Origin of the sequence: Methanoregula sp., from assembly GCF_003170075.1 — an archaeon.
Lineage (GTDB): Archaea > Halobacteriota > Methanomicrobia > Methanomicrobiales > Methanospirillaceae > Methanoregula.
Genome location: NZ_PMZU01000035.1, coordinates 39178 through 55425 on the forward strand (window position 1 = coordinate 39178; position 16248 = coordinate 55425).

Genomic DNA, 16248 nt, shown 5'->3' on the forward strand with positions numbered 1-16248 from the left:
TAATCCATACTTTATGGACGGATCTCTTCGGATCGGGCGGCTTTTTGGTATCCCGATCCTGCTCCACTACACATTCCTGCTGGTCATCCCGCTGTTTGCGTACATTATCGGCAGCCAGATAGGGTCCACGACGGACATGCTCAAAGAAATTTTCAGCGTTCCGATCGACACGGGCATGATCACATCGGGTTTCATGCCCTGGATCCTCGGGACGGTCGTCGCGCTCGGACTCTTTCTCGGGGTGCTTGTCCACGAGCTCGCCCACTCGCTTGTCGCCCGGGCAAAGGGCATCAGGATGCAGAGCATCACGCTCCTGATGTTCGGCGGCGTCGCCCAGATGGACGAAGGGGCGCCGGAACCCAGAACTGAGCTCCCCATGGCACTTGCCGGGCCGATCATGAGCCTCATCTTCGGTCTTTTCTGCTGCGGGCTCGTGTACGTGACCCCGGAGATGGCCTCTGACGCTCCCACACAGGGCGTCCTCATCTTTATCTTCGGGTATCTCGGTGTGCTCAACATCATTCTCTTTGCGTTCAACCTGATCCCGGCCTTCCCCATGGACGGCGGCCGGGTGCTCAGGGCGATACTTGCGATCCGTATGCCGCTTGACCGTGCGACACGGATCGCGGCAAATGTCGGCAAGGCATTCGCCATCATCTTCGGGATTATCGGACTCTTCCTCTTCAACCCGTTCCTGATCCTGATCGCGCTCTTCATCTACATCGGCGCGAGCATGGAGTCCACGGCCGTTCAGTACCATGTCCTTTTACAGAATGTGACGGTGGGGAACATGATGAGTACCCCGGTAACCACGGTCCCCGAAAACACGCCGCTAGCAAAGGTGATCGAAATGATGTATGCGAGCAAACACCTTGGGTTCCCGGTCACCGAACGGGATACGCTGGTGGGCATCGTGACCCTTGCCGATATCAACCGGACGTCACCGATCGACCGCGAGGCGATGCAGGTAAAGGATATCATGACCCGGGATATTATCACCCTCCCGCCCACGGCATCGGTGATAGACGCACTCCGGATCATGTCAACCCGGAACATCGGCAGGATACCGATCGTGCATGAGGACCGGATTGTCGGGATCGTGACCCGTACCGATATTCTGAAACTGACCGAGTTAAAAAAGATCTAAAAACCATTTTTAGCATACAAGCAGCGGGTCGAGCGGTGAGCTCCCCGCGACTTTCTTAAACACCGCAACATCTGCAAACGGTCTTTTTGCGATCACAGCGGCCACCCGTTTCTTGCCGATACCGGGCATCCAGCGGAGCGCTGAGGCCGGCAGGGTGTTGACATTGAGCGGGAGCGGGAGGGCAGTGATCGACCGCATTCCCCAGTCCACCACCACGGCATCGATGACGGTGCGGATGGGAAGGTTGACCGGGATGCCCGCGAGGATCGGGTACGACCCGGGCTGCCGGCCAAACGAGAGTTCCCCGGAGACCTCGATCCGCACATCGCGGAGGATGGTACCGATGGGGAAGACCCGCTGGAGCATCGGGAGATCGATCTTATTCCTGACGAACTCCTTGAATGCCTTAAAACGCCTCTCGTTTTTCCCGAGCGTGTTATCCATGTACGCCGGCGTCCCCTCAAAGGGCATCACCTGCCGGATGTTGACGCGCCGGACCATGAGCCCGGCTGTAAGCACGCGGGCAAGGAACTGCTCGTTTTTGTCGTAGGTCGCCGGGGTCTCGCCCGCAAGCCCGCAGACAAAGTTGAGGCCGGGCAGCAGTCCGGGGATCCCGTCCTGCCTCGCCCCCCCGACTTCGTTTACTATCTCTATGGCCCGGAAGACCTCGTCCGGCTGCGCCTTGAGGTTGTTTGCCGCGATCACAGCCGGATCTGCGGTTTCCATCCCGAACGCGGCGACATCGCCGGGTGTGTGGTACCGGATGATCGCGGCAAGCGCTTCCCGGCTCTTCTCCTCGTGCCGGGCGATGGTGGCCGGGTTCGTGTTGTCGATGTGGAGCGTTTTTAAGGCCGGCGCCGAGGCACGGATCGCAGAAAAGAGTTTTTCGAGGAGGTCCGGCCGTGGCGCCGGGTACTCCCCCTCCCCCGCACCGTAGGCAAGGATATCCGGCTGCCGGCCGACCCGGAAGTGCCGGGCGCCGTGGCGAGAGAGCGCTGCGACTTCAGCAGCAACCCCGGCAACCGTCCGGTACCGGGGCCGGCCGTAGAAGGGCTCGGTGCAGAACGAGCAGCCACCCGTAGCCCCGTGTGAGCAGCCCCGGGCGGTCTCGAGCTCGCACATCACGTACGGGAAATCCGGGTGCTGCGTGATGATCCCGGCCCCCGCGACGCTCCATGGGTCGGTCAGGGTGTAATCGAAGACCCCGGTGGGCCCGCGCCCGGCAAGGTACCGGTCGAGCGCTACGGCCGGCTCTCCCGTAAGCAGTGCGTCAAAACCGGTGATCAACTGCCGGACGGCTTTTTTCCCGCCCTCCCCGGCGTACCCGAACCCGATGGGACCTCCGATCAGTTTCTTTGCGCCCCGGACCATGTGGCCCACCTGCTGGATCTCGGTGAGGGTTGCCGGCGTGCCGCCAAGGTATTTTCCCGGTACCGTGACCCCCGCGATCATCACGAGCAGGCCGGCCCGGTCCATCGTGGCTGCCAGCCGCGGGTCGTTTCTCAGCTGGTCTATCGTGAGGTACCGGACGGAAAAGCCGTTGTCGGCAAGCGCCCCGGCAACCGTCCGGATATAGGGAGAAACATACGGCGGGACGCCGAGACATGCGGGTTCATCCACATACCCATCGAGGATGACCGCTTCCCGGTTTTTATTTCCCTCAAGAGTCATGGCCGATCAGGGCAAGGAGTTTTTTTGCCCACATAAGTTTTCCGCGCTTGACCGGGTCGACATTTTTATCGTCGAGATCGAAACCGATCAGCGTGACCGTTTTCGCACCGAGCGCATCAGCGGCAAAGACCGCACGGTCGCCATCAGAAAACCCACCAAAGTTGTGAACGTGTGAGAGCGGTGTGCTCTGCGTGGTGGCGACAACAGGGCCGGTGAATCTCTTTGTCCAGTGCCGGAGGAGCGGGATGTTGTCGCCGTGCGCATGGACGACCACAATGGTTCCTGCCGCGTTCATTTCAGGGAGCAGGTCGGTTGCCCCGTCAAGGTCCGTAAAAACGGCATCCGGCCGGATCCCGTGCGTGAAGAGGACATCGGCCGCTGCATCAGCGGCAAAGACCACGCTCCCTTTGGGGATGCGGCCGAGTTCCTTTACGAGGCAGGGGGCGTTCCCGCAGACCACGACGTCGCGGCCCCTGACAAGCCGGGCCAGCACGGGAAGATCGTCCCGGTCAGTCAGGGTCGCAAGAAGTGCAGCGGCCTTTTCGTCGTCCTCGCGGGAGAAACCGAAGTACCTAAGGATCTCGCGGTAGTGAGGCTCCCAGAGAGAAAAGTCCACACGGTCACCTGCGAGGGTGAGTTGGGGCCGGCATGGCTTCATTCCTCATTTTTCTTATCCTCGTTTTCAAGGCCGACAAGGTTCTTGAACTTCTGGAGGATCGGCTCGATGGAGATATCGAGGAGCGACACCTTGTCGGACACGTTCCCGAAATAGTGGAGCGGGAGGTTTGCTGCCGCCATGTTCGGGTGGCCGCCCGCGTCTCCCATGTCCCCGAATGCCTCGGCAAGGGCATTCCCGATATGCAGCCGGATGTCCCGGTTCCGGGCCGAGATCACGATCGACGTATCCGTGATCCCGTACACGAGTGCCGTGTTCACGCCTTCGAGCGTGATGAGCAGGTCGGCTGCCTGCGGCAGTGCGTCCCGGTTCATCACGTAGCCGACGTTCGAGAAGAGGTACCCGCTCTGGATCTTCCGGTTCTGGATCGCCTTCCCGATTACGTCGAGCGTTTCCTGCGACATGGACGGCGACATGATCTTGTCGAGGAGATCCGCATCCGTGAGCGGGAGGAGGAAACCGGCGTTCCCGAGATCCTGCGGGGTAACGTTTCTCTTGAACTCCTTTGTGTCCGTCCTGATACCGTACAGGAGTGCAGTCGCGACCCTCTTGTCGACCGGAATATCAAGCTCCTGGAGATACTGGGTCATGATGCTCGCGGTCGCCCCGATGCCGGGCCGGATATCCGTGAATGTACCTTGGCCGGCCGCGTGGTTCCCGTCCTTATGGTGGTCGATAATAATATGAATCTTCGTCTGGGGAGGAATATCGTTGTTGGCACCCGGACCCGAACAGTCCACCATGGCAAGGTAGGTGCATTTCTGGAGTGCGTCGGGTGTTACGTGCTCCATCTTGATATCGAGAAGGTTCACAAACGTCCGGTTCTCCTGGTGCCCGATATTTCCCTCGTAAAAGATCCGGGTGGTGAGCGTCTTTGAATTCGCGTGCCGTGCGATCTCGGCAAGGGCCATGGCGCTTGCGATCGCGTCCGGGTCCGGGTTCTTGTGGGTGATGATCCCGAGGATACCATCCCAGCCGGCAAGGAGCGAGAAAAGCCGTTGCGAGATCCGGCTCGCGTGCTGCTTTTTGCTCTGGAAGACGGCGGTTTTTGCGACGATCTCCTGCGGGTATATAACAAGATCTGCACCGGCTGCCGTGAGCTTGCCGCCGGTCAACGGGTCGATCGCCCGGGCGATCACCTGTACGGCCGGGTATCGTTTTTTTATGGCAAGGACGGCGGCGAGATTTGCGTCCGCGTCGCCGGTCATCACGAACGCGATCTCGAACGCAGGGAGCCCGACAAGCATTTCAGACGAGGTGATGTCCCGCATGTACGCGTCATACTTCTGGTCGCGGAGGTGGCGCACGCGCGACTCGTCACGGTCGACGACGATCACGCGCTCGTTTTCCTTCGCAAGTTCGAGGATGATGTTGTACCCGTTTGTCCCGCACCCAAAGATACAGTATTTTATCGGGGCTGCCGACTCAAATGCGGCGGTGTCAGGCATGTTAGAAGAAGATGTACCACCCCCACGTATAAAGGGATTCTCCGGGCAGCCGGGCTTTCGTGCTCCAAAACATTTATTCGGCTGTATCGTCCACATTATTAGGCTACGTGGGTCTGTAGCTTAGTTCGGCATAGCGGCGGACTCTTAATCCGCAGGTCAAGGGTTCGAATCCCTTCAGGCCCGCTTTTCTTTTCGTAATTGTTTCCGATGCGATTCTCCGGTACGTTCTTTCAGCTAGACCGCCCTCTCATTCAGGAGGCGTCCCGGTATTTCCGTTCCTGGACCGGTGGCAATAAAATCCCGGCTCACCGGATCCAGCCCATCTTCACCCACCGCTCGTACTCATCGGTGCGGAGATCCCGGTTCTCAAGAACAAGTGACCTGAAGTACGCCCGGTTGTCCGCAAGAACCGCTTCCTGGACCGGATCGGGGTACCCGTCCCGAACCGCGTCCACGAGTTTTTTCCCGAGTGCCCGGGCGGCAGGTTCCTCTGCATCGACGGACTCAGCTTTTCCCCCAATGGCAACGCTGATGCCACCCACCGAAACGACACCGAGATAATTGAGCACGTGGCTGAGGTACACAACCACATCATCACCCCCGGATTCTTCCGTAGTCGCAACGGCGCACCCGAACTTCCCGGCCAGCTGCTGGTAATGGATTGCATCCGCGAGCCGGTCGAAGAACACTTTCATCTGGCCGGAGATATTGTCGATATAGACCGGTGAACCAAAAACGATGGCATCGGCCGCCTGCATCCGGGCCATGAGAGGCGGGACATCGTCATCGTTGACGCAGATGCCATTTAAGCTGCATGCTTCGCACGCGGAACAGGGAATGATCCGGTGATCGGCAAGGTCGATCATTTCGATCTCTGCACCGGCGTCTGCTGCCCCTTCGAGAACAAAACCGGCCAGCTTCCGTGTGGTACTCCGGATCGTCCGGGGGCTCCCGTGGATAGCGAGGATCTTCATTTTCGTTGTGCTTCCTTTGTACAGGTCATTGGGCGGGAAGGGATATGAGGAAATTGGATTTGTTCCTCCATCCATTTCCTGATGTATTCCCACAGTGCTCGTATACCAGCACAACGTCAGGCAGCTCACAACATTCATAATATACGAGAACAATTACCGGTCATTCAGACAGTGCGCCAGCCATCACATGCGGTGTTCCGGCATGTATCCTCTCCTCTGCGTCAACAATGAGCCGGGACCACTCGGAACCGGCAGGCAGCATCGGCCCGCGACAATTATAGTACAGGGACGATCCAGCAGAGTATAAATCGCAGGCAGACAGAGTGGATAAAAAAAAGGTGCGTATCACATGAAATTCAAAGGCAGTAAGACGGAAAAAAACCTGCTCGCGGCATTTGCCGGCGAGTCGCAGGCACGGAACCGGTACACGTTCTTTGCGAGCGCGGCAAAAAAAGAAGGCTACGAACAGATCGCAGCGATCTTCCAGCAGACCGCTGAAGAGGAGAAGGAGCACGGGAAACTCTTCTTCAAACAGTTGAAGGGGGGCGACGTGGAGATCACAGCATCTTATCCTGCGGGCGTGATCGGGAAAATGAAGGAGAACCTCGCCGCTGCCGCTGATGGTGAGAAGAAAGAGTGGGGCACACTCTATCCAAATTTTGCAGAAACTGCCGAAAGAGAGGGATTCCATGACATCGCCGCCCTGTTCGAGGAGGTGGCAACGGTAGAATCCCATCACGAGGAACGATACCGCCGGCTGCTCGCCAACGTCGATGCGGGCCAAGTATTCATTAAAGATACCCCTGTGAAGTGGTACTGCCGGAACTGCGGGTATGTCCATGAGGGGACGTCAGCACCGCTGGTGTGCCCGGCATGCAGCCACCCGCAGGCCTATTTCGAGGTACAGGCACGGAATTATTAACGCACTTTTTTTAAACTATACGGGCGCTCCTACCGCAATTGCCATAACGATCTCATACAAAACAGGAAGCAGGGGGACATATCATGGCCGAAAGAAACATGCAGACAGTCAAATGGGGCGTGGACCTTGCGCTGGGCATCACCCTGCTGGTAACATTCGTGACCGGGCTTTTCAAGTGGACGCTCCTTATGCAGACGCTGGGCCTCAGCGATCTCGTGCTCCCTATCGCAGTGATGAGCGTCCTCCATGACTGGGCAGGGTTCCTTCTCGGGTGCTTTGTGCTGGTTCACCTGTACCTCAACCGGGCGTGGATCCTGACCATGACCCGCAGGATACTTGCCGGGAAATAGCCTGAATTTAAGAAAAAACAGGATTTTTTTGGAGATCAGGCGCCGACGTAGCTCTGGTTGAGATCCCCGCTGTTGGAGTACCCGCGTTCTTCCCAGTAGCCCCGGTACCCGGGATCATCGGTGAGTTCGATCTTCTCGATCCACTTGATCCATTTGTACCCCCACTTGTCCTCCGCCACAAGCTGGAAGGGGTAGCCACGGTCAACGGGCAGGGTGATGTTATTAACCCTGTAGGCCATGATGATGTCGCGGCCCATGATATACCCGAGCGGGAACGATGTGGTATACCCGTCAGCGGCAGTAAAGACGATCGTATTTGCACGGGGATCCGGGCCGGCGTCTTTTACCAGATCGCGGACCTGCACACCCTCCCAGAGGATCGTGGCATCCCAGCCTTCGACACAGTGGAGAGTGACAAGCTTCGTATAATGCGGGTATTTTCCCAGGACGTCATTGTAGGTATACGAAAGGCTCTGGTTGACAAGCCCGGTGATATTGAGCCGGTAATCCGTCATGTTGATGTGCTGCGGCCCCTTGATCGAGTTGTCCGGAAGCGACTCTGCAGCGGTGAGATCCTTGCCCTCGTACGACGCGATCTCCACCCCGGGGAGCGGCGTGGGAGATCCGGTTGAAGGCGGAAGGGCAGACTTCTGCTCCTGTATGACAAAGACAACAAAGGCTCCAAGGAGTACGGCAGCAGCCACGAAAATCACCAGGGCCTGCTTTTTCATCATACAGGGAACTGTCATCAACAGGTAATAAAAGGTTGGAATGGGGAACGGCTTTTTCCGGCTGGCTGATCAACGGGCGGTACATGAAAAGAGCAGGGAGGTGTTTTTCCTACGGATAAAAACCCGGCCCCGTGCTTGTGATTATTCATCCACTTTTTTCGCGCAAAACTCAAATACGCACTTTTTATCGCCCGGATGATGTGCCTCGTGAGGCCTTGTTACCAGCACCGGCCCGGTAAACCCGGCGGCATATAGATGCCGGATCAGGTCAGCCCGGGGCATCACCCGTGGTGGCCCCTGATTATCCGGGGAACAGGTATCTCCATCCTCAAGCCCGAGCGTGGATCCAAAGAGAATGCCACCAAGCCTGAGCACTCGCCAGACATTATTCAGGTACCCGCACAGCTCGTCCTCATCCGCTATCACGTGGATCACGGAGCCGGAGTAGACCGTATCAAAGGTCTCCTCCCCGAATGAGAACATATCGTTCACCACGAAGAGTGCCCGGATCGCATCCCTGTCACGGTACAGATCAAACCCGAGGTTGATGCTCTCCCATGTGAGATCAAAACCGGTGATCTGTTCGCGCGAAAAACCGTCGCGGAGGAGCTGCCGGATATTGTCGCCGGTCCCGCATCCGTAATCGAGAAACGGTCCGGTGCGTTGGAGCATCCGGTTGTAGAAAAAATGGCCCCGGATCCGCGGCTCTCCAAGGATCGAAAGGATGTGCGGGTAGGGGACACCGTCCTTTCCGTACTTCGCGATGAGCTCGTCGCAGTAACCATCCGGGTACGTGACCCCGAGTACCCCGACCCGACCCATTGCGGCACGAAGTTCCCCTGCAAGCGTTTTTCCATCCCGGAAACTGCGGGAATGTGTGGCTGGCATGATGGATGTAGTGTTGGCTCCCGATCGTCATTGAAGGTTTTTGAGATACAGAATCATGATAAGCAGTGCCGCAGATTGTTTGTTTTACGCGTTTTATTACTCTTCCACGTCAGGCATGTTCCGCCGTACATCCAAATAATCGGTGTACTTTGTGAGCAGGTCGACCACGAGGGGGAGCGGATCGCTGAAGGTCCCGGTCAGGTCGGCCTCGCCCGGTTCTTTTGGGACAAACGCGAGGTGTTCCTCCGGTGGCGTAAACTCCGCGTGCACGTCCGCACGGTTGCCCCGGGCATCTGCCCGGTACCAGCCGTACTCTTCGAACCAGACCGCGTTGAGACCGTGCAGGTAGAAAGCCGGGCCAACATCACTGTGGTTTTTAAGGCGCTGATAACAGAATCCGGCGGGGATCTTGTTTGCACGGAGCAGGGCGGCAAGCAGGTGGCTTTTTGCAAAACAGGAGCCGGTGGTGTGCGCGAGGACCGCGGAAGCCGAAAGCGTGACCGGGTTTGTCTTGTAGTCCCAGCTGTGCCGGATCCCGTCGCGGACGAACACAAAACAGTTCCGTGCGATCTCCCCCTCCCCTTTGCAGCCTTCGGCGAGTGAAAGGGCTTTCTTTCGCACGGCCGGGTGGTCGTGGTCGATGACGGGGGTTGCACGGAGGAATTCTTCGTGACCGGAATGCTTCATTGTAGGGAACGTTCATCACGGGAAGATAAAATAAACGCGGTAACCTACGACCGGAAGTGTTTACCCTTACCGTCGCCATCCAAAACACCGCGGCCTCTTTAGGTACGGTTCAGGAGATCGGCAGGTTCCCGGTCAGCCTAAGGAAGAGCAGAACCACCAGCAGGATAACGATGGCTGCAACTAAAATCTTCAGATACGGGATATTTCCAAACGAGAGCCGCCCGGGTTTTTTGCCTTTCGGAGCCGCTGCGTATCCTCCCCCATATGCCGATACCCCGCCCCCGCCATAGCGTAGGCCAACACCCGGCGCCGGGGTCTTTTTCCATTCCGCAAGGCCGGCGCACGCGTGGTTGGGCGGCAGCCGGTGCTCGTCGCAGAAATTTTTACCGCAGTACTGGCAGTGGAATGGCAGCGAGACAGTTTTCCCGCATGAGTCGCAGCGTGGCATTTCTTTATTTCACTCTCGCCCGGGATCTCATAAGGACTCCGGTGTGCTGCCGTGTCGTGAAGAAATAATGATAAGCATATCAGAAACTATGGTGTGGTATGGATTTCTTTGACTCGGCATACAAGGGCACACCACCCTGGGACATCGGCCGGCCCCAGAAGGAGTTCGTCGAGCTGGTCCGGCGGGGAGAGATAACAGGATCTGTCCTGGACATAGGATGCGGGACCGGGGAGCATGCCCTCTTCTTTGCGGGGGAAGGGCACGAAGTGTGGGGGATCGACTCCACCTCCCTTGCGATCCAGAAGGCAAAGGAGAAGGCTGCCGGAAGAGGACTCCAGGTGCATTTTCTTGTCCTGAACGCACTGGACCTCGCGAGGCTCAACAGGAAGTTCGATACCGCCACTGACTCCGGGCTTTTCCATACCCTGTCCGATGAAGACCGCCCGATCTTCGTGGATAACCTTGCAGCCATCCTGTCCCCGGCCGGGAAATACTTCATGCTCTGCTTTTCCGAACTGGAGCCCGGCGGATACGGTCCGAGGAGGGTAACAAAGAGTGAGATACAGGACAGCTTCCGGGACGGGTGGTCTATCAATTACATCAGGCCGGCGGTCTTCGAGAGTCGCACCCGGGCCGAAGGACCCCGTGCCTGGCTCTCATCGATATCAAAAAAATGACGAATCACTGACAGAACCGTCACCACATCAGAACATTAGAGCCAAAAAAGGATCCGAAATCCCAGATCAGAACACGATCTCGCTTCTGGGAAAACGGATCTTCGGTCCCTGCTTGTCTGCTGCGTACCCGATCGGGCAGAGCATCACCGGCGTGAGATGTCCCGGAATTTTGAGGATCCGGGAATAGGCTTTCGGGTCGAACCCCCCCATCGGACAGGAGTCAAAGCCGAGCGACTTTGCGCCGTTCAGGGCATTTCCCAGCGCGAGGTAGGTCTGTGCCTGTGACCACGCGGCCTGCTGCTCCTTTGACATGCCCGCGGCAAACTGTGCTGCCATGCCGGTCACCCTGTCGACTACATCTTTTGGGATGTGATTCGCAGTCATCAGTGCCCCGAGCCGTTTAATCAGGCTGTCGTAATCAGAATCCGCGCAGAAGATAAGCAGGTGCGAACAGGTCGTGATCTGCTCCTGGTTGTTTGAAGCCGGGCGGAGCGTCTCTTTCACCTTTTTGTCCGTGATCACCTTGATCTTCCAGGGCTGGACATTCAGGGCCGATGGTGCAAACCGCACCAGTTCCAGCAGCTCATTCACCTTAGCTTCGGGAATTGTTCTCCCATCAAACTTCTTTGTTGCATACCGCTGCATTACGCATTCTGCAAACTGCATTCTGTCACCACCGTGGTATGATCCGATCATCCACCGCCCGGATGTAAATGGTTTCTCATGGCCGTGTGGCGCGGCCTGTCTGGATTGTGTGGGCCGTCAGGTGCCCTGACCGATCAATTACCTTATGCTTTGAAAAGCCGGATTATCAGGGTATATGGGACGCTTTGTAAGGGGCGACGTGATCCTTGCCCCGGTTCCCTTTGAAGAGCGGAGCGAAGACCCGGCCTGCCGTAGTCGTGGCCGCACGGGAGAACGGGGACGTCTGCGTCTGCCCGGTCAGCAGTAAACCCTCTTCGGACTCGCCCTGTGTCCCCATCGGCCTTGACGATTTTTCTGAAGGAGGTCTCGATCTCTTCAGCGAAAGTTTTGTCCTTACCTCAAAGGTCACCGTGCTCAGGGCCGGCGACGTGATCGGGAAGAAGGGCCGGCTCGCGGCTGATGCCATAGACACGATTGGCGAACAGGTACCGTACACGTCCCATCCCCCGCAGAACCGGAAGAGTGCCCGCCGGTCCCCCCAGAAATAATAAACGCCGTTTGGCCGTTCTGGTTCCGCCGGATCAGTAACCTTAATATTTCCGGCATGGAGGTTGTGTGGATGGATATTGCACACCGTCTCAAAGAGATAGAAGAGCATGTGGGCAGGCTCTCCCCCGTGCAGAAAATTCTTCTGGGTACTGACGGATCGGTCACGCAGCTGCTGGAGTCAGTCACCGGTCACCCGGTATCGGTCCGGACCCGCGAACAGGAAGTCGTGAAAGCCGATACACTCGCAGCAGAACGCCTCGACATTGCGCCCGGCGATGCGGTGAATCACCGGATCGTGGAACTCTTGGACGCCGCAACCGGTGAAGTGCTGGTCTATGCGAAATCGCAGACGCCAATTGCCCGACTTGCACCGGAGTTCCGTGACGACCTCATGAAGGCCGACATACCGATTGGCAGGATCATCGAGCGCCACCATATCGAGGCCCGGAGGGAGATCCTTGCCGCCCGTGTCACCTCCGCGAATGATGACGTGAGCGGGATCTTTTCGATCTGCAAAAACGAACCGCTGCTGATGCGCCAGTACCAGATTATCCATGGCGGAGAACCGCTCATCTTCATTGAAGAGCGGTTCCCGTACAACAAATTCCTTGACGAGCGCCGGGTGATTGTAAGGACGCCGTCGCGCATCCATATTACACTGCTTGATATGAACGGCAGCCTGGGAAGAGTTGACGGTGGAATCGGGATTGCACTTGACGACCCCTCGGTTCTTCTTGAGGCACGGGCAAACCCTTCAATTGAAGTCCATGGTTGTGACAGCCGTACCGCGGCACTGATCCGGGATAGTGCAAAAAACGTGCTCGCCCAGATTCATGCGGGTGGCAGCGTTTCGATCACGGTCCGGGAACACTTCCCGACCCACATCGGCCTTGGGGGCGGTTCCCAGCTGGCGCTTGCCACGGCCCGGGCCTGCTGTGAATTGTACGGAAAAACCATGACTACGGGAGACCTTGCAAGGATGGTCGGGCGCGGCGGGACCTCCGGTATCGGTACAGCAGCATTTGAGCATGGGGGTTTCATCGTTGACGGTGGGCACCGGTTCGGGCCGGACTGCGAAAAAACCGGGTTCGCACCATCCTCCGCGTCAATTGGCGTACAGCCGCCGCCGGTGCTCATGCGTCACGATTTTCCCGTTGACTGGCGCATCCTGCTTGCGATCCCGGCACTCCCGGAAGGGGCGAGTGGAACGAGGGAAGCCGAGATCTTCCGGACCTGCTGCCCGGTCCCGCTTGATGAGGTGCAGACGCTCTGCCACGAGATCCTGATGCGGATGCTTCCCGGGATCGCGGAACAGGATCTCGATCAGTTTGGCACATCGGTCAATACCATCCAGCAGCTTGGTTTTAAAAAAGTCGAACTCTCCTTCCAGCCCCGGGAAGTGACCGGTCTCCTTGACGCAATGCGTGCGGCCGGGGCCGCCGGGGCTGGGATGAGTTCGTTTGGCCCGACCCTGTACGCCATCGGTGATACGGGGATGCAGGGGATCGAACGGGCAGCGCAGTCGTATATGCAGGATATCGGGGGTGGATCCACGATGATCACCTCCGCACGCAACAGCGGCGCAGCGGTACGGATCGCGTAATGTTTCCCGGATGCAGGCCCGGGTTTCCACCCGGTTATCGCTATATAGGGGATGCCACAGCGGCGGGGGCGGAGGCAACACTTGCCGAAGTCCCAAAGAGCATTAAGAGTAATATATTGAGGATTTCTACAAAGCCAAAAAAAGAAAAACACCGGAGACCGATCACTGGATCGCGTAGAGATTCTCATCGATGATCTTGTAGACTTTCCCCGAGGTTGTCACCCAGACCTCGCAGTGGTCGCCGTTCCTGGTTCCTAAAACGACCATCTCGTCGCCACGCCTAGGCTGGTTGCCCCCGTCCATGAGCTGATCAGTCACCGTGCCATCCGAGCGAGTGACTTTCATCCTGACGCTCTGGACATAGATTTCACCATTGCCGCCATTGTACAGCAGGTGGATGTTGCTTGTGGGCCGGTCTTTGGTCAGCTGGAGATCGACATACAGGTTGGCAGGCAGCGGGACGACGGATTCTAACGTAGTGGTGGTCTCTACTACAGTTGCGGTTGTCTCGGGCACCGGCGTTGTGACCGTTGTGCCGACGGGTTTTATCTCAGCCTGGGTCGGGCTCGTGCACCCGGCAAACAGCGCACAGAAAAAAAGCGTGATACATATGGCTGCTATTGTTGCGTATTTCATGAACAACCCTTTTGTTTTTTGATATTTTTTATTTTGCGTTCAGAATTGAAGCATTGAGGGCCGGAAAGGACCGGCACGTACATCTTTTCCGGTACTTCATGTTTTCATGCAGAGGGGCGGGAAAATCCTGCAAAATCCCCGAAAAGAACAGTTAAATTAAAAAGGACACCCGGATTAACCTTACCTATCAGGAGTATGAGGAATGTTCTGTCCAAAATGTGGGAAAGAGACTGACGCTTCCGGACAATTCTGCCAGTGGTGCGGAGCCCCGATTGAGACGGCCTCCGCAGTACCGGCAGCGGTCGTTGCGCCGGAGGTTGACGAAGCTCCCGATGTCGGCATCTATGCCGGCCTTGGGAGACGGTTCGTCGCATTCATCGTAGACTTTATTCTAATCGCCCTCTTCGGCATTATTGCGGTTGCATTCTTCAACCAGGAAAACGGGATTATGTACCTGTACTATCTCGTGGTTTCCCGTGCGCCGATTACCTCGTTAACCGAGGCCGGAACACCGATCGCCGCTCTCGGGCCGATCGTTGCCGCAGTCGGGATTCTGATCGTCGTCGTTCCCTGGCTCTACTACGCGGGCTTTGAATCCTCGCGGGGACAGGCGACACCGGGAAAAGTCCTGATGCATCTTGAAGTGACCGATCTTGAAGGCAACCATATCTCCTTTGCCCGGGCAACGCTGCGGTTCTTCGGGAAATTCATCTCGGTCCTGATCATCTTCATCGGGTTTTTGATGATCGGCCTCACCAAGAAGCGCCAAGGTCTCCACGACAAGATCGCTGGCTGCCTCGTACTCCTCATGGACTAAATCTTTTTTTTATCGTACTCCCCCGCCGCATGGGGATAACCTGTTTTATGCCGATGCATACAGCCATTCTGCCGGATAAAAGAGACAATCACCGGTACCGCAGCTTGATCCCGAGCAGGACGAGGATCAAAACAAGCGAGATGCCGTTTGCCACTATGATGGGAAGGGCGTTTGTCCAGACCCCGTATACGAACCAGAGGGAGACCCCGACGGCATAGAGCACGAGCATGGTAAGGGAGATGTCTTTTGTTTCTTTAAGTTTCCAGCTCCGGATAACCTGTGGGACATATGCAACGGTCGTGAGGGTCCCGGCAATAAAACCGACCATCGTGATGGTGTCCATACCGCTCATTTTCATTTAGTGGGTTATCCGTTCATTTATACCGATGGGCACACGGGTAACGAAAGTTGCAAAAAAAGCAGTCATCCGCCCGGGGCACACACCCCAATCGCGATGCGGACCTGCTTAAAGTGCGGCGGGTAAAAGAGCCTTCCCGACACCCGCAGCGGATCGAAAAAGAGTATAGTATCGCCTTCTTTTTCCGCGGTCACGATGTACGAGTAGTACCGCAGCCGCATAACTTCCGGCAGCGCGAGACAGGGAGCGACCTCTTCCGGGCTCGTATTTTTGTATTTCGGGTAGTTCACCGGGTCAGTCATCCCAAGGCCGATCCGGTAGTCCCTTACCGTCCAGGCATACCCGCTGTCGCTGATCGCAAGCCACCGCAGCGGGTTTACCTGCGGGATCGCCCGCATGGTGCCGCGAAGTGCCGGCCGTGATGCAAGGAACGCGACGAACCGGACGAGCAGGAACGCGACCAGGATCGCCGCGTAGGTTGTTATCCCTTCCGCGAGGGTGACGACACCAAGCGCCAGCCAGATCAGGAAAAAGAGGCTGACGGTCAGCATGAACAGGCTCGGGCCCGGAAGGATAAAAAGTGCATATTTTTTATCTGACTTCGGGGCGAAGAGCGGGATGCCGGGCGTTGCCGGGAGATCCATGGCGATATGGAGGAATGCGCCGAAGAGCACCGCGGCAAAACCGGCAGGGCCGGCGCGGACGAGGAGAGCCGGATTGATAAGCCCGACAAGGGCCGCAAGGGTGATGCCGGTATATGCAAGGGCCGACATCACGACCGCTCCCGTAAGGCTGTGGGCGATCCCGCCGTGAACAAAAAGGTAGAGCGACGGGTGGCTGTCGGAGATGAGGGAGAAAATTATGTCCGTATCGATAATAACGGCACCGATTACTGCAAACGGGATGAATTGAGGGAACCCGATGGAGTACGCGATGATAGCGGCGGCAAGTGCATGGGTGAGGGAATCCACACGTTCCGTTTATGGGCGAAACAAGAAAAGGCTGCCCGTCCCTGCAAAAC

19 protein-coding genes and 1 tRNA gene are annotated in these 16248 nt (G+C 57.4%); 8 read left to right on the forward strand and 12 right to left on the reverse strand.

Features of this window, described 5'->3' with window-relative positions; translation table 11 throughout:
* Positions 1–13 precede the first annotated feature (13 nt).
* Positions 14–1147 (forward strand): CBS domain-containing protein, encoded by a 1134-nt coding sequence (locus QZN75_RS03840; RefSeq protein ID WP_292424970.1) that lies wholly within the window; start codon positions 14–16, stop codon positions 1145–1147.
* A 9-nt stretch (positions 1148–1156) separates the two neighbouring features.
* On the opposite strand, the gene QZN75_RS03845 is transcribed toward QZN75_RS03840, so the two are convergent.
* From QZN75_RS03845 to QZN75_RS03855, 3 genes are read right to left on the reverse strand one after another with little or no spacing between them, the layout of a single operon-like run.
* Positions 1157–2818: a radical SAM protein gene (locus QZN75_RS03845; protein WP_292424974.1), complete on the reverse strand. Its 1662-nt coding sequence runs from the start codon at positions 2816–2818 to the stop codon at positions 1157–1159.
* Complete coding sequence (locus QZN75_RS03850) at positions 2808–3434, reverse strand: 6-hydroxymethylpterin diphosphokinase MptE-like protein (protein WP_292424978.1); 627 nt, start codon at positions 3432–3434, stop codon at positions 2808–2810. The genes QZN75_RS03845 and QZN75_RS03850 overlap by 11 nt, the downstream gene beginning before the upstream one ends.
* A gap of 38 nt (positions 3435–3472) precedes the next feature.
* Entirely contained in the window at positions 3473–4942 is a 1470-nt protein-coding gene (locus QZN75_RS03855; RefSeq protein ID WP_292424981.1) for a DHH family phosphoesterase, read from the reverse strand.
* 109 nt (positions 4943–5051) lie between these two features.
* On the opposite strand from QZN75_RS03855, the gene QZN75_RS03860 reads away from it, so the two are divergent.
* Positions 5052–5125 (forward strand) — tRNA-Lys (locus QZN75_RS03860).
* A 122-nt stretch (positions 5126–5247) separates the two neighbouring features.
* Here the strand turns inward: QZN75_RS03860 and QZN75_RS03865 are convergent.
* Positions 5248–5916: a flavodoxin family protein gene (locus QZN75_RS03865; RefSeq protein ID WP_292424983.1), complete on the reverse strand. Its 669-nt coding sequence runs from the start codon at positions 5914–5916 to the stop codon at positions 5248–5250.
* A 349-nt stretch (positions 5917–6265) separates the two neighbouring features.
* Here QZN75_RS03865 and rbr point away from each other — a divergent pair, with 349 nt between their 5' ends.
* Together rbr and QZN75_RS03875 are read left to right on the forward strand one after the other, a co-directional pair.
* The gene (rbr, locus tag QZN75_RS03870) at positions 6266–6838 is read left to right on the forward strand and encodes a rubrerythrin (RefSeq protein WP_292424986.1); all 573 of its coding nucleotides are present in this window, start codon (positions 6266–6268) and stop codon (positions 6836–6838) included.
* A gap of 83 nt (positions 6839–6921) precedes the next feature.
* A complete protein-coding gene (locus QZN75_RS03875) occupies positions 6922–7188 on the forward strand; it encodes a DUF4405 domain-containing protein (protein ID WP_292424989.1) in 267 nt (88 codons plus the stop codon).
* A 35-nt stretch (positions 7189–7223) separates the two neighbouring features.
* Here the strand turns inward: QZN75_RS03875 and QZN75_RS03880 are convergent, their stop codons facing one another.
* From QZN75_RS03880 to QZN75_RS03895, 4 genes are all read right to left on the reverse strand, one after another.
* Positions 7224–7922, reverse strand: coding sequence for a molybdopterin-dependent oxidoreductase (locus QZN75_RS03880; RefSeq protein ID WP_292424991.1), 699 nt, complete (start codon positions 7920–7922; stop codon positions 7224–7226).
* Between the two features lie 138 nt (positions 7923–8060).
* Complete coding sequence (locus QZN75_RS03885; protein ID WP_292424994.1) at positions 8061–8807, reverse strand: bifunctional 2-polyprenyl-6-hydroxyphenol methylase/3-demethylubiquinol 3-O-methyltransferase UbiG; 747 nt, start codon at positions 8805–8807, stop codon at positions 8061–8063.
* Between the two features lie 96 nt (positions 8808–8903).
* Positions 8904–9494 (reverse strand): transglutaminase family protein, encoded by a 591-nt coding sequence (locus QZN75_RS03890; protein ID WP_292424999.1) that lies wholly within the window; start codon positions 9492–9494, stop codon positions 8904–8906.
* 109 nt (positions 9495–9603) lie between these two features.
* Entirely contained in the window at positions 9604–9942 is a 339-nt protein-coding gene (locus QZN75_RS03895; RefSeq protein ID WP_292425002.1) for an AN1-type zinc finger domain-containing protein, read from the reverse strand.
* A 98-nt stretch (positions 9943–10040) separates the two neighbouring features.
* On the opposite strand from QZN75_RS03895, the gene QZN75_RS03900 reads away from it, so the two are divergent.
* Positions 10041–10619 carry a class I SAM-dependent methyltransferase gene (locus tag QZN75_RS03900; RefSeq protein ID WP_292425004.1) on the forward strand — a complete coding sequence of 193 codons (579 nt, stop codon included), beginning with the start codon at positions 10041–10043 and terminating at the stop codon, positions 10617–10619.
* 66 nt (positions 10620–10685) lie between these two features.
* On the opposite strand, the gene QZN75_RS03905 is transcribed toward QZN75_RS03900, so the two are convergent.
* Complete coding sequence (locus tag QZN75_RS03905) at positions 10686–11285, reverse strand: NAD(P)H-dependent oxidoreductase (protein WP_292425007.1); 600 nt, start codon at positions 11283–11285, stop codon at positions 10686–10688.
* Positions 11286–11485: 200 nt separating this feature from the next.
* On the opposite strand from QZN75_RS03905, the gene QZN75_RS03910 reads away from it, so the two are divergent.
* Positions 11486–11812, forward strand: coding sequence for a type II toxin-antitoxin system PemK/MazF family toxin (locus QZN75_RS03910; RefSeq protein ID WP_292425010.1), 327 nt, complete (start codon positions 11486–11488; stop codon positions 11810–11812).
* 71 nt (positions 11813–11883) lie between these two features.
* Positions 11884–13416 carry a beta-ribofuranosylaminobenzene 5'-phosphate synthase gene (locus QZN75_RS03915; RefSeq protein WP_292425013.1) on the forward strand — a complete coding sequence of 511 codons (1533 nt, stop codon included), beginning with the start codon at positions 11884–11886 and terminating at the stop codon, positions 13414–13416.
* Between the two features lie 162 nt (positions 13417–13578).
* Here the strand turns inward: QZN75_RS03915 and QZN75_RS03920 are convergent, their stop codons facing one another.
* Positions 13579–14052, reverse strand: coding sequence for a hypothetical protein (locus QZN75_RS03920; protein ID WP_292425015.1), 474 nt, complete (start codon positions 14050–14052; stop codon positions 13579–13581).
* A gap of 202 nt (positions 14053–14254) precedes the next feature.
* On the opposite strand from QZN75_RS03920, the gene QZN75_RS03925 reads away from it, so the two are divergent.
* Entirely contained in the window at positions 14255–14869 is a 615-nt protein-coding gene (locus QZN75_RS03925; RefSeq protein ID WP_292425018.1) for an RDD family protein, read from the forward strand.
* Between the two features lie 88 nt (positions 14870–14957).
* On the opposite strand, the gene QZN75_RS03930 is transcribed toward QZN75_RS03925, so the two are convergent.
* Positions 14958–15212 (reverse strand): SemiSWEET family sugar transporter, encoded by a 255-nt coding sequence (locus tag QZN75_RS03930; protein ID WP_292425021.1) that lies wholly within the window; start codon positions 15210–15212, stop codon positions 14958–14960.
* 80 nt (positions 15213–15292) lie between these two features.
* A complete protein-coding gene (locus QZN75_RS03935) occupies positions 15293–16198 on the reverse strand; it encodes a metal-dependent hydrolase (protein ID WP_292425024.1) in 906 nt (301 codons plus the stop codon).
* Between the last annotated feature and the right edge of the window lie 50 nt (positions 16199–16248).